This is a genomic window from Bremerella sp. TYQ1 (assembly GCF_020150455.1).
In the GTDB taxonomy this organism is placed as follows: Bacteria; Planctomycetota; Planctomycetia; order Pirellulales; family Pirellulaceae; genus Bremerella; species Bremerella volcania_A.
Window position 1 is genome coordinate 2,272,141 of the sequence record NZ_CP083740.1, and the last position, 12,928, is coordinate 2,285,068.

The 12,928-nt window shown below is 52.3% G+C and carries 9 protein-coding genes; 5 read left to right on the forward strand and 4 right to left on the reverse strand.

What is annotated here, in order from left to right; translation table 11 throughout:
* The first annotated feature begins 70 nt into the window (after window positions 1-70).
* Together LA756_RS08670 and nirB are read left to right on the forward strand one after the other, a co-directional pair.
* Window positions 71-1,783, forward strand: coding sequence for a multiheme c-type cytochrome (locus LA756_RS08670; protein WP_224439476.1), 1,713 nt, complete (start codon window positions 71-73; stop codon window positions 1,781-1,783).
* A 325-nt stretch (window positions 1,784-2,108) separates the two neighbouring features.
* Window positions 2,109-5,120, forward strand: a complete 3,012-nt coding sequence (gene nirB, locus LA756_RS08675; protein WP_224439477.1) for a nitrite reductase large subunit NirB — start codon at window positions 2,109-2,111, stop codon at window positions 5,118-5,120.
* Window positions 5,121-5,254: 134 nt separating this feature from the next.
* Here the strand turns inward: nirB and LA756_RS08680 are convergent, their stop codons facing one another.
* The 3 genes from LA756_RS08680 to LA756_RS08690 form a co-directional block, all read right to left on the reverse strand.
* Window positions 5,255-5,833: a hypothetical protein gene (locus tag LA756_RS08680; protein WP_224439478.1), complete on the reverse strand. Its 579-nt coding sequence runs from the start codon at window positions 5,831-5,833 to the stop codon at window positions 5,255-5,257.
* A gap of 277 nt (window positions 5,834-6,110) precedes the next feature.
* Window positions 6,111-7,100, reverse strand: a complete 990-nt coding sequence (locus LA756_RS08685; RefSeq protein ID WP_224439479.1) for a bifunctional oligoribonuclease/PAP phosphatase NrnA — start codon at window positions 7,098-7,100, stop codon at window positions 6,111-6,113.
* 27 nt (window positions 7,101-7,127) lie between these two features.
* Window positions 7,128-8,078 carry a bifunctional riboflavin kinase/FAD synthetase gene (locus tag LA756_RS08690; protein ID WP_224439480.1) on the reverse strand — a complete coding sequence of 317 codons (951 nt, stop codon included), beginning with the start codon at window positions 8,076-8,078 and terminating at the stop codon, window positions 7,128-7,130.
* A 394-nt stretch (window positions 8,079-8,472) separates the two neighbouring features.
* Between LA756_RS08690 and LA756_RS08695 the strand changes: the two genes are divergently transcribed.
* Window positions 8,473-9,585, forward strand: a complete 1,113-nt coding sequence (locus LA756_RS08695) for an ABC transporter permease (RefSeq protein ID WP_224439481.1) — start codon at window positions 8,473-8,475, stop codon at window positions 9,583-9,585.
* A 30-nt stretch (window positions 9,586-9,615) separates the two neighbouring features.
* Here the strand turns inward: LA756_RS08695 and LA756_RS08700 are convergent, their stop codons facing one another.
* Entirely contained in the window at window positions 9,616-10,926 is a 1,311-nt protein-coding gene (locus LA756_RS08700; protein ID WP_224439482.1) for a Gfo/Idh/MocA family protein, read from the reverse strand.
* A gap of 183 nt (window positions 10,927-11,109) precedes the next feature.
* On the opposite strand from LA756_RS08700, the gene larB reads away from it, so the two are divergent.
* Complete coding sequence (gene larB, locus LA756_RS08705) at window positions 11,110-11,886, forward strand: nickel pincer cofactor biosynthesis protein LarB (RefSeq protein ID WP_224439483.1); 777 nt, start codon at window positions 11,110-11,112, stop codon at window positions 11,884-11,886.
* A 16-nt stretch (window positions 11,887-11,902) separates the two neighbouring features.
* The gene (locus tag LA756_RS08710) at window positions 11,903-12,790 is read left to right on the forward strand and encodes an NAD(P)H-hydrate dehydratase (protein WP_224439484.1); all 888 of its coding nucleotides are present in this window, start codon (window positions 11,903-11,905) and stop codon (window positions 12,788-12,790) included.
* Window positions 12,791-12,928 lie beyond the last annotated feature (138 nt).

Consider the following 12,928-nt stretch of genomic DNA (forward strand, 5'->3'; position numbering starts at 1 on the left):
CGAGCTGACTATCTTTCCAGACCTAGAGAGACTGGCAGCCATTCGCCGAACCAGCAACCCCCTCAAACGTATGCGTCACGAACTCGGTTACATCGCTTCCGTTATCGCGATCGCGGCTTTCACTTTAGCAGTCCATTCCGGCTGCAATTCCAGCCAGCAAACGCCTGAGACTGCTCAGCAGAGCGACCCCATGCCAATTCCTCAATCGGTGGAACACTCTTCCAGCGATGGTGCGTTCGTTCGTGATCAAACAGTTGTTACCCAGGCCGGAGCGGAAGGCCCTGTTCAAGGGAACGTCACTTCGCCTCAGTCGGAGTTGCGTCCGGTTTCTTCGCCTGCGGAACTGCAGCCCCCTCCCACGACTTCCGATTCAAGTGCCGAGCAGGATTCGGCAAAACCCAAACTGCCACGCCGGGAACTCTTCGAAGGCTGGGAAAAGCCCGTTGCCGCTCTCTTTTTGACCGGTCAACAGCATGGCTACATCGAACCGTGTGGCTGTACAGGGCTGACCAATCAAAAGGGTGGCCTGATGCGTCGGCAGACTTTTCTCGATCAGCTGAAGAACGACCGTGGCTGGGATGTTGTCGCACTCGACGTCGGCAATCAGGTACGTCGCTTTGGCCGCCAAGCGGAAATCAAATTCCAAACGACCGCAGAAGGCCTGAAAAAGATGGATTATCAGGCCATCAGCTTTGGCCCTGATGATCTGCGACTTTCGGTCGACGAAGTCTTCGCAGCCGTTGCCTCCGAAGATCCTGACGACATCAAATACATCTCCAGCAACGCAAGCCTACTTGGCTTTACTCCGAAGCATCGCATTGTCGAAGCTGGTGGCAAGAAGATTGGGATTACTGGGGTTCTCGGAGCGAAAGAACAACAACGCATCTCGAACGCAGAAGTAGAGATGGGCGACCCGATGCAAGAGCTGGCAGCCAGTTGGAATGCCTTGAAAGCAGAAGATTGTGATCTGTATGTTCTTTTGGCCCATGCATCGCTGGACGAGAGCCGAGAATTTGCGAAAGCATTTCCTGGCTTTCAAATTGTTGTCACTGCCGGCGGAGCAGGGGAGCCAACGCTAAAGCCGGAGATAATCGAAGGCTCGAACAACCAGATGATTCAGGTCGGTACCAAAGGGATGTACGTCGGAGTCGTGGGAATTTACGACGACGCGGATAATCCTTTCCGCTACGAACGCGTTGCGTTGGATGCCAGGTTTGCCGATTCGGAAGAAATGCTCCGCGTGATGGCAAGCTACCAGAAACAACTTGAAACACTGGGTCTCGATGGTCTAGGAATTCGCCCTCAACCGCACTCCAGCGGCTTCTCGTATGTGGGTTCGGAAACGTGTGCCGACTGTCACTCGGAAGCATACGAAGTTTGGGAGAACTCCAAGCATAGTCACGCTACCGAAACCTTGGTTCATCCACCGGAACGCTACGAAGTGCCTCGCCACTTCGATCCGGAATGTTTGGCTTGCCACGTTACTGGTTGGAATCCAAGTCTATACATGCCATTTCAATCAGGTTATCTCAGCCTCGACAAGACACCTGAGATGAAGAGTGTGGGCTGTGAAAACTGCCACGGCCCTGGCTCTCACCATGTGGCTTCGCAAATGGGTGAAGGGGACTTCACTGAGGAGCAAACGGCTTCGTTCGTCGAGAAAATGCGTCTGCCGCTCGAACGTGCTCGGGAAACGTGTCTTCAATGCCACGATCTCGACAACAGCCCCGACTTCCACGCAAAAGGGGCATTCGAGGAATACTGGGAAAAGATCAAACACTAAAGCCGATTCCTCGTATCCTCATCAATATTACGTCAGACCGCGCGTGGCTACTGCGCGGTCTGGGAATTTCCCGATCGTGCAGACGACATCTACAAAGCCATGCGCATCGACGCAGCATTCTTTGGCTGAACCCTCGGTCATTTCATTGCCAAATGTGGCTTCATTTGGCCCACTTTTTGACCGCCCTCTCTTAAACCGTGTCCTGGCAAGTAGTTACACGGATCGCTGATCGACAAAAGATTCCTCATCTCCGCCGGGCACACCGCTTGCGTTATCGATCTCGGCAAACTGCGCAAGTGTATTCGAAACGAGGAATCTCAAGCTCATGGTGACAGACGATCCACAAACCATCGTAGTGATTGGCAACGGCATGGTTGGGCATCGCTTCGTTGAGAAGCTTGTCGAATTTGACCAGGCCCGCCAGTACAAGATTGTCACCTTTTGCGAAGAACCGCGTGCGGCATACGACCGAGTCGGGCTCACCTCGTTCTTCGCCCACCGCGATGCCGAGAAGCTAATGATCGCTCGCATGGAGTGGTATCAAGAGCAGGGCGTCGAACTCCATCTAGGAGACCGTGCTCACAAAATCGACCGCGAAAAGCAAGTCGTCTACTCTGAAAAAGGTGAGGCGATTCCCTACGACTACGTGGTCCTCGCCACTGGATCGTATCCTTTCGTCCCGCCAGTCGAAGGGATCAACAAGCATGGCGTTTATGTTTATCGAACAATCGAAGATCTGGAAAAGATCATCGAGCATGGGAAGACGGCGAAAACGTGTGCAGTGATCGGCGGCGGTCTGCTGGGCCTGGAAGCAGCCAAAGCTGCGTTCGATCTCGGCATGAAAACTCACGTTATTGAATTCGCACCACGCCTGATGCCTCGCCAGGTAGATGACCGAGGCTCCAAAGTCCTCGTCAGTAAGATCGAAGAGCTAGGCGTTGACGTTCATCTCAATAAAGGGACCAAAGAGGTCCAGGGGGATGGCAAAGTCGAACGCATGGTCTTCACCGATGACACCAGTCTCGACGTCGACATGATCATTGTCTCGGCTGGGATTCGACCTCGTGATGACGTAGCAAAAGACGCTGGACTCGATATTGGGCCTCGCGGTGGTATTTCGGTAGACGATCACCTCAGAACTTCCGATGCCAAGATTTTCGCGATCGGGGAAGTGGCTCTTCATTCGGGGATGATCTATGGCTTAGTCGCCCCTGGATACGAGATGGCCGAGATTGTCGCAGGTAACCTTTGCGGTCAAGAACTGAAGTTCAGTGGCACCGACCTTTCCACGAAGCTCAAATTGATGGGCGTCGATGTTGCCAGCTTTGGAAACTACGAGTCGAGTGACGATGTAAGCACGTCGTTGGTTGTCGAAGATCCTTTTCAAGGCACCTACAAAAAGCTGCTGTTCAGTAAAGATGGCCAGAAACTCCTCGGGGGCATCCTTGTGGGAGACGCGTCAGAGTACGGAACGCTTTCTGTCTTCGCAAAAAGCGGTGATGCGTTACCTTGTTCCCCAAGCGAATTGATGGGAACAAGCGGCGATGGAGGCGCAGCAGCGTTAGGTGGTGCCGAAAGCATGCCGGACAGCGCCCAGATCTGTTCGTGCAACAACGTGACCAAAGGTCAGATCTGTGCCGCCATTCGCGATAACGACCTAATGACGCCAGGTGAAGTCAAAAAGTGTACTTCCGCAGGAGGTGGTTGCGGAGGCTGCATGCCGATGGTGACCGACATCCTGACGGCAGAACTGGCTGCGGCCGGCAAATCGCTTAGCAAAGATCTTTGCGAACACTTCGCCTACTCTCGGCAAGAATTGTTCGAGATCGTCAAAATCAAAGAGATCAAGTCGTTCGATGACTTGATTGCTTCTCATGGAAAAGGAGATGGATGCGAAATCTGCAAACCGGCCGTCGCTTCGATTCTCGCATCGCTCTGGAATGATCATATTCTGGAAACCTCGCACAAAACACTGCAAGACACCAACGATCGATTTCTTGCCAATATCCAACGTGATGCAACTTACAGTGTTGTCCCAAGAGTTCCTGGTGGAGAAATCACGCCCGACAAATTGATTGTGCTGGGAGAAGTCGCGAAGAAGTATAACCTCTATACGAAGATTACCGGCGGACAGCGTGTCGATCTCTTCGGTGCCAAAGTACAAGACTTGCCAGATATCTGGTCCGAATTGATCGACGCCGGTTTCGAAAGTGGACATGCCTATGGAAAAGCGGTCCGAACCGTGAAAAGCTGCGTCGGCAGCACATGGTGCCGTTACGGTGTCGGCGACTCGGTTGGGTTTGCCATTCGGATCGAAAACCGATACCGCGGCATCCGAGCTCCTCACAAACTGAAGTTTGCCGTTAGTGGATGCGTTCGCGAATGTGCTGAAGCTCAAAGCAAAGACGTTGGCTTAATTGCAACCGAAAATGGTTACAACCTCTACGTCTGCGGAAACGGGGGCGCCACGCCAAGGCATGCCGATCTACTCGTAGCCGACATCGATGAAGAAACGGCGATTAAGTATATCGACCGACTACTGATGTATTACATCATGACGGCTGACAAACTGACACGTACCAGCGTCTGGTTGGAAAAATTAGAAGGAGGACTCGACCACGTCCGCGATGTCGTCTTGAATGACTCGCTGAATCTTTGCGACGAACTAGAAGCACGGATGCAGATGCTTGTCGACACCTATCAATGTGAATGGAAGTCGGTCGTCGACGACCCTGAGAAGCGAGCCTTCTTCAAACAGTTTGTAAATACCGATGAGAGCGAACTTGGTATTGAAATCATCACCGAGCGTGACCAGCAACGCCCTGCCGATTGGCCAGACGGTGCGGTATCGCTGGTCGAGCTTAAAGGCCTGGATGGCGAAACTATTTCGCACGACCTCTCAGCCGAAACCGATTTGACTTGGGTACCGGTCGGATCCGAGGGCGATTTCCCGACCAACGGCGGTGCCGCGATCAAATACGGGGACGTTCAAATTGCCGTTTTCCGAGCGACAACGCACAGTGATTGGTATGCCTGCCAAAACATGTGCCCACACAAAAACGCGTTCGTCTTGTCGCGCGGAATTGTCGGTGATGCCGGCGGAATTCCCAAAGTTGCCTGCCCACTTCACAAGAAGACTTTCTCGTTGGAATCGGGCGAATGTCTCTCTGGCGAAGACTTCAAGTTGGAAACATTTAAAGTTAAAGTCGAAGAAAGCCAGGTTTTCGTGCAGCTCCCGCCTCAAGAGACACTCAACGCCAAACTGGCAACGAAACTCCACTGCATTTCCGCTTGCGATGCGGACAAAAGTCGCCAAATGAGTTGCGTCGGTAGTTAAGGAAGTCATCTTCCCTCGACGTAGCCTCAAGAACGATTATGAGTTCAAAACAGGCGAGGTTCGTCGCTTCCATTGCGGGGAACCTTCAATTCAGTTGCAGTGTCTTCCACCAGCGCAACTCGAGAGAAATCGCGTTAGTGAGACCGGGTGTCTTTTAGTCGGCGACGAAGAGCATTGAGTCTTTCTTCCGACTTGCTGAGTCGATCATTCGTCGATGAAGCCAGCGAAGATGGCAACTCTGGAATCGATCCGAGTGAGTGCCGGCTGTTCTCAGCGATATCTCGGATGCCGCCAAGTTGGCTTTGAACATCGGCAATCCATTTCTGGGTTTCTGCCTGTTTACCGGAGGCATCCTGGAAGAATAAACAGGCGGCCAGGGCCATGCAGGCCAATGAAATGACTGAAATAGGAAAGCCGAGATTAAAAAGCTCGGGACGCTTTGCCACGACGCTCCAAACAATCAGCAGGCAACCGCAAACCAGCAGCGTCACGCCGCCAGCTAAACTAATCGCTGCCAACCAGGGAAATCGGTTTTCGGCTTTCGCATCTGAGAGCATCTTGAGTGATGCCGGTTTGGCCGATGTTCGATTGCCAGAAGATTGCGAACCAACCTCTTCAAAGTTAGCTGGCTCGCCGAGCCGCTGAACCAAGTTATCAACGCGACTAAGCGTCGCTTGCATCCGCGACGAATCAAACCGCAGTCCAGGCAACACGACGCTTTGGGAAGACCCGTGAGCAGCTTTTCGGGATGGCTTGCTCTCAGCACCTGCCTCCAGACGTGTTTGGCACTTGGCGCAAACGAGGCCTGATTGCTCTCGAGACGAGGCAATTCCGGCAACTTGAGTTTGACACTGGGGGCACCACATCTGCTAGCAACTCGTAAACGATAACGGGTTCAGTCTCTCTCGTTATCGGATACGAAGGGGATACAGATTGAAACGATCTGGCGAAATGGGAAAAAGATTCCGCCAGCAAACTCGCTTTGTGATACTAATTCATCGCTTTTTGAGTTGCTTCGAGTAGCATCGGGACGACTTCGTCCAATGGCTTTTGGACCAATGCCCCCGCGGCGGCAACGTGACCGCCACCACCAAACTGCTGGGCAAGCTTAGCGACATCCACGTCAGATCGGCTTCGAAAACTTGCTTTGACGCCTTCGCCGTTGGGTAGTTCGATGAAAAGTATCGCCACCTCAACACCAGCCACGGCCATTGTTTTATTGATGGCATCTTCTGTATCGCTAGGCGTCGCTCCAGTCGCTTCGAAGTCTTCTTTCGTCGCCAGACTGTAGGCTAACTTGCCCTCTTCGATGATCTTGGCACTGGACAAAATCCTTCCTCGAAGATTAACTCGCTGAAGCCGTTCCTGTTCGAAGAGCTTGCCGTAGATCTCACTCGGATTGGCGCCAACATCGATCAGATCGCCAATCGCACGATAGGTAGCGCCACTGACCGACGGAAAGCGAAACCAGCCGGTATCGGTAGCAATCGCGGTAAACAATACGCTTGCCATCTCTTGAGTCAAAGGAACATTCCAGGCCTTGGCTGCTTCGTACACCAAACGCCCGGTGGCTTCGCATTTCGGATCCTTAAACATCTCGCCGCCAAGATCGTCTTGGCTGACGTGATGATCCAAAATGAGCTTTACGCCGTCGAACTGTTTCATCACGTCGGCCATTTCGCCGAGCTGAATCCAAGCACTCGTATCGAGCACCATAAAGGCGTCGAAGCCTGAAACGATTTCTTCAGCCGAAATATCTTTACCAAGTTGTTTGATCTCTCCAGCAGGATCGATGAATTCGAGATGCTGTGGCGTTTCTGAGTCGTTGACAATCGTGACTTCTTTTCCCATCTGGCGAAGCATCGCGGCCATCCCCAGTTCGCTGCCCAACGCATCGCAATCGGGTCGAACGTGACTCGTGAGAACGAAACGTTGGGGGGCGTCGATCGCCGCTTTCAATGCGGCCCAGTCAATACTCATGGGAAATCTCGTTGTGCGTCGTGCACTCTAATGAGGAGCGTGCGACTGATAGTCTTGAAAAGCTTTTACGGTAGCTTGGATGTCGCGTTCCAACTGTTGCTTTAACGCATCGACATCCGGAAAAGTAACGACGTCTCTTAGCCGGGACAGGAAAGAGACTTCGAGTGGTTCTCCGTAAAGCGAACCACGATAATCAATCAAGTGAACTTCTATTTTACGAGCTTTCTCGCCGAACGTTGGATTAGGTCCAATGTTGATCGCCGCGGCGAACGTATCTTGCCCACGATAACTAATGCCGGCATAGACACCGATCTCTGGAACCAGCGTATCTACGGCTTCCAAGTTTGCGGTTGCAAATCCCAGCGAAGCCCCTCGGCCAGCGCCATGGGTTACCATGCCACGAATTCGATAGGGCTGAGTCAACATCTGCCGGGCAGTCTGAACATCGCCGGCAGCAATCAACTTACGAATACGACTGCTCGAAACGTATTCGCTTTCGCCAGTTCGGGTAAATGGTTTGACAATATCTAAGCGAATGCCGTGCTGCTCGCAAAGCCTGGTAAGCGTGGACGTGTCGCCAGCACGATCTTTTCCAAAGTTGAAGTTTGGTCCCTCGACCATTGCCTTGGCTGCCATCTTGTCCACGATGATCTGCTCGAAGAACTGCTCTGGGCTCAACTCCAGCAAATCCAACGTGGTTGGATAAGCGATCACAGCATCGATACCAAGTTGTCCCAAGAGCTCAACTTTTCGTCGCGTCCATGTGAGCGGAGGCGGTGCCAGCTCCGGGCGAAGAAGTCGCACCGGATGGGGATCGAAGGTAAAAACAACCGCAGGACCGCCAACTTCATCAGCACGTTGGCGCACTTGTTGCGCAATCTTCGCGTGTCCTAAATGAACGCCGTCGAAATTGCCGATCGTAAGCGCACCATTGCGGATTTCAGTGGAAAGCGAATCAAGGTCCCGATAAAGTTGCACTGCTCGTCTTTGTGATAGGGCGACAAGTTCTGCCTAAATGGCTTGGCCGATCAAAGGAAAACTCGTATTTTGCTTCGTTCCTTATCGAATGACAACCAAAGCTTCATCCGAATTCTAGCTAACTTCCTTAGCAGATTGATGTTAAATCGAGACAATCGGTATAAATCGGCGTTTCTTCCGAGGCCAGCAGGGGCGAAAACCACAAGATTGGCGTGTATGGTGCGAAATGCCGGAGATGCCGATTGAAAACAACGTTCGGCTCGAATCACGATAGAATAGTGATAAGAACGCCCATGCCGCCAATTGCTAGAAAGTCCGACTCGTGACTGAGCACTCTTCCTCAAATTTCAAAACACACATCGTCAAATGCCCCATATGCTCCACACGGATGTCGGTGCGTACCGTTGATGTTGGCCGCAAAACCGAATGTCCCGATTGTGGTCACCGGTTCACGATCGAGAAGTCCGAGATCAAGCTCGACATTCCAGATCCGATCATCCCGGAAGATGAGTATGGCCTGAAAGACGTTTCCGCAGACGATGATGAAGCGCGCCGAAAAATGGGCCAAAGCATCATGTCACAGGCCCACAAAGAACTCAAAGAGCAGGCAGAACGTAAAGACCTGAACAAAAGAACCCAAGGTGCCTTCGAGGAGCGAAAACCTCGCAACTACCAAGATTCCGATGACGAAGAGAAGAAGCCGCGAGAACAGCTTACGCCTATCGATTACGATCCGCGTGCAGAACTCGTTGATTTCCCCGTGGCGTTCACTCCGCACGAATTAAAGCGGGATGCAATCCTGTTTTCGGATGTTGGCTTGTTGATGCGTTGGGTGTTTCTTTCGATTTTTACTGCCATCACCATATACGCCGTCGCAAATGCGGTGTATTACGGCATGCAGCCGACGCAGAATCTTGTTACTTATGTGGCCAGTCTTCTTGGTACTGCCGCCGCTGTTATTATCGGCTCGGCGACCTTGGTGTTTCTGGGAAGTAACTTTCTGTTTCTCATTATGTCAATTTCCAGCGGCATCGATGAATGGGACTGGCCGGAACTCGGCATTTTCGATCGCTTGATGGAAGCCCTTTTCCTTGTCGCTGCCCTCATGTTCAGCATGATCCCATTTGGAATCGTCGTGACAATCGACTTCACCATGGCGATACCTTTGTTAGCGTTCGCCTTCTTTTCGTTTCCTGTTTTCTACCTGTCGCTTCTCGATCAAGGCTCGATCTTTGTTCCGTGGAGTTCGCCGATTGTTGGCTCACTTTTTCGGATCGCTGGAAAATGGACGCTCTTCTACTTGGCGACGTTCCTCCTCTTCACCGTCATCCTGATAGTGGGTTACGGAATCTACTTTTTCGCTGGGATTGAACGCTTGGCGTATATAGCCTTGCCTGGCGGAGTCCTCGTCGTTGGCGGTAGTTTTATCTATGCATTATGGCTAGGTCGAATTAGCTGGGAAATTGCCGTCATCAATTCAAGAGAACTCGGGGAAGAAGCGGACTAAACGCGATTTCCCCAAGTTGCATTGCACGTGTTAGACGTTCCAGACACGATCTGGCCGCCTGCTCAACCCGTTGGCAGCAGGATCGTCGACAAACGATTCCTTTCGCGGATTGATTGTCAATTTGCGGTTGAAGATCCACGCCGTAGCGGCCGCATGGCAGGCAATGTGCGACTTCCGCATCACGTTTTGGTTGGCAGCGGTTAGCTTACGGGAACGGATGCAATCGAGGAAGTTTCGGGAGTGGCTGGCAACGTCCAGACCACGAACCCGCGTTGTATCTTCCGTTATCTCTTTTTGTAGAGAAGGGGATGAGCAAACGATCTCTCCACTGTCTCCTGTTTCGACCCAGCCATCACTTCCAACGAATCGAACAGGACAAGTTCCCAGACGGGTTATGTAATGTGGCGAGCGATCCCCAAACGGATCGTCTAAGAAATCGATTTCAAGCTTAACTCCGTTTTCGTAACGACCGCTAATGCCATCCTCTCGCGGTTCGAATTCAATCGGCATAGTATCGTCCGCTTTGTTCGCCCATTGGCAGAGATCGACCGTATGGGCACCCCAGTCGAGAAGTCGAGCGCCGGAATCGAAATCCCATTGGCCTCGCCACTTCCCTTGAACATAAGCCAAATTAAACGGCCGCCATGTGGCAGGGCCGAGCCAGAGATTCCAATCGATTTCATCTTGCGGGGGCTGAGCCTGAGCGGGAAGCCAACTGTTATCGAGGACCGGCCGATACACGGAAGCATGTAACGTTTGCAGTTCCCCGAGCTTGCCGGAATGAGCCAGTTCGACCGCTTTTATAAAGTTCGGCACGCTCCGACGCTGTGTACCTGCCTGAAAAACCTTTTGCTCGCCTGTAATCGTATCGGCTAGTTGCTGACAGTCTTCAATCGTGATGCCGCAAGGTTTTTCGCTATAGACATCTTTGCCGGCTTTAGCTGCCAAAATGGACGCGGCGGCATGCCAGCGATCACCGGTGGCAATTAGCACAGCGTCGATATCGTCTCGTTCAAGAAGTTCGCGAAAGTCTCGCATGGTTTCGCAGTCGTTGTTGCCGTAGTGCTTGTCAACGATTGCCTTACCATCGGTGCGGCGTTTGTTCCAGACGTCAGCAATTGCAATACACTGAACATCTGCGTGGGGTAGCGTTCCTCCCATCACGTACTTGCATCGATTTCCAAAACCGATCACGCCTAAGTTAACTCGCTCGTTCGCGGACGGTACACCTTCGGCACCGAGCACATGCCGCGGAACATAGCTGGCAACCCCAGCAATTGCCGCCGCGGTACCAGCTGTTTTAAGAAACGTTCGCCGAGATGCATGTGGAGAGTGATTCACGAGCATGATCCTTACATTCAACACAGGGCAGGGTGGGGGATGAATCGAGAGAGGTCAGCCCTCAATTTAACCATGAAAGAACAGGGGATGTCCAAAAAGAAATTCAGGCCGGTCCCAAGTGAAGTCTATTTCGTATAATGCGAAGTTCTCCAATTCCTTTCCGTCATCCTATTTAGTCTCTGCATGTCCATGAAACGCCACGAACTGGAACGCCTAGCCAAACACTACCGTGCAGGCAAAGTCACCCTATCCGACTTTTGCGCTCAAGTTTTGCAGCCCAAGTCTGAAGAACTGTCCGACACGACACTCGATATTGATCGCGCGCGGCGCTGTGGATTTCCGGAAGTCGTTTATGGTGAGGGGAAATCAGCCGAAACGATTCTTCAGATCATCCAAGCTCAACAAAAACGCGGCGATAAATCACTCGCTACGCGTGTGAGCTCAGAGAAAGGCGATGCCCTTCAACAAGCATTACCGGAAGGCATCTACAACGAAAAAGCACGAACGTTTCGCGTTGCCTCTGAGGAATCGACCTGGGGCAACGTAGGGCTGGTAACCGCCGGAACCAGTGATTTACCGGTCGCGGAAGAAGCACGCGAAACACTTCGCTGGATGGGCATTGAACCGGTATTCATCCAAGACGTTGGCGTCGCTGGTCCGCATCGTTTTGTCGAACAAGCAGACAAGTTAGCCGATTGCGACGTGGTGATTGTCGTGGCTGGGATGGAAGGCGCACTGCCGAGCGTTGTCGGCGGCCACTTATCGTGTCCCGTCATCGCGGTGCCAACGAGCGTGGGCTACGGCGCAAGTTTTCAAGGAGTTGCCGCGCTGCTAGGGATGCTCAATAGTTGTGCGTCCAACGTTACCGTCGTCAACATCGATGCGGGATTCAAAGGCGCTTACTTAGCAGGTTTGATTTCACTGAGAGTCCTGCAGGCCCAATCTTCCGCAAGCCATTAAAGGCCCTTCAACGATTATGCCTAACCAAAGCCTTCCTGCCGGACTTCCGATCCTGCCTCCGCGTGATCAACAATCGCATAAAGGTTCTTTTGGTCGTGTCCTGCTTGTTGGTGGATCGCAAGGCATGCCTGGTTCGATCAGTTTGTCGGGTCGAGCTGCGCTGAAAGCTGGAGGTGGACTTGTTACTGTGGCTGTCCCCGACGCCATCATCAACACGGTCGCAAACTTTGAAGCGGCCTACATGACATGGAGCTTGCCAACCGACAGAGAGGGACGAATTCCATTTCATGCCAAAGCGAGACTTCAAGGAAAACTAAGAGAAGCGGACTCGATTGGTATCGGTCCTGGCCTAGGAAAGTCGCGGGGGCTATTTCTCTTGGTCGAAGAGTTGTTTCAGTCATACGGCAATCCGATGGTCGCGGATGCCGATGCATTGAATCTTTTATCACAACGCAGCAACCCTCTTTCTCATAGTGCGGGACCACGTGTCATTACACCACATTTGGGTGAGTTCCGTCGGCTTGTCGGCAATCCGCAGCTCACCATGGAAGACGCGCGAAAGCAAGCCGTTGAAATTGCGGGAGACCAGCAAGTCGTGGTTGTTTTGAAAGGACCACAAACACTTGTTACCGATGGCGAACGTGAGTGGATAAACACCACCGGTAATCCGGGGCTTGCTACGGGAGGAACCGGCGATGTCCTTACCGGAATGATCGCGACATTTTTAGCCCAATCTCTTAACGCTTACGAGGCAACCGTTTTGGCGGTGTTTATGCATGGTTTGGCTGCCGATATCGCCGTTGAGTCGACTTCGCAACCCGGCCTGACGGCATCGGATTTGCTCGACTTCATCGAGGATGCATGGTGCAACTACGAAGCACGATGTGGTCACCAATCAGAATAAATGTTCCCTCGGCGAGACGATGGTTGTTCACACAAAGTTTGTTGCGGTTCATCTAACCTAAGCATGTGAATAGCACCATCTGATTTCTCTTGAAAGAGTTCGCTACGGACATCCACACGGTTTTTGCGATTGGTTCCC

Bases quoted from the DNA above. Each gene is read 5' to 3' on its own strand.
- LA756_RS08685 (WP_224439479.1), bottom strand. From the start codon at position 7,100: ATGAGTATTGACTGGGCCGCATTGAAAGCGGCGATCGACGCCCCCCAA.
- larB (WP_224439483.1), top strand. From the start codon at position 11,110: ATGTCCATGAAACGCCACGAACTGGAACGCCTAGCCAAACACTACCGT.
- LA756_RS08670 (WP_224439476.1), top strand. From the start codon at position 71: ATGCGTCACGAACTCGGTTACATCGCTTCCGTTATCGCGATCGCGGCT.
- LA756_RS08710 (WP_224439484.1), top strand. From the start codon at position 11,903: ATGCCTAACCAAAGCCTTCCTGCCGGACTTCCGATCCTGCCTCCGCGT.
- nirB (WP_224439477.1), top strand. From the start codon at position 2,109: ATGGTGACAGACGATCCACAAACCATCGTAGTGATTGGCAACGGCATG.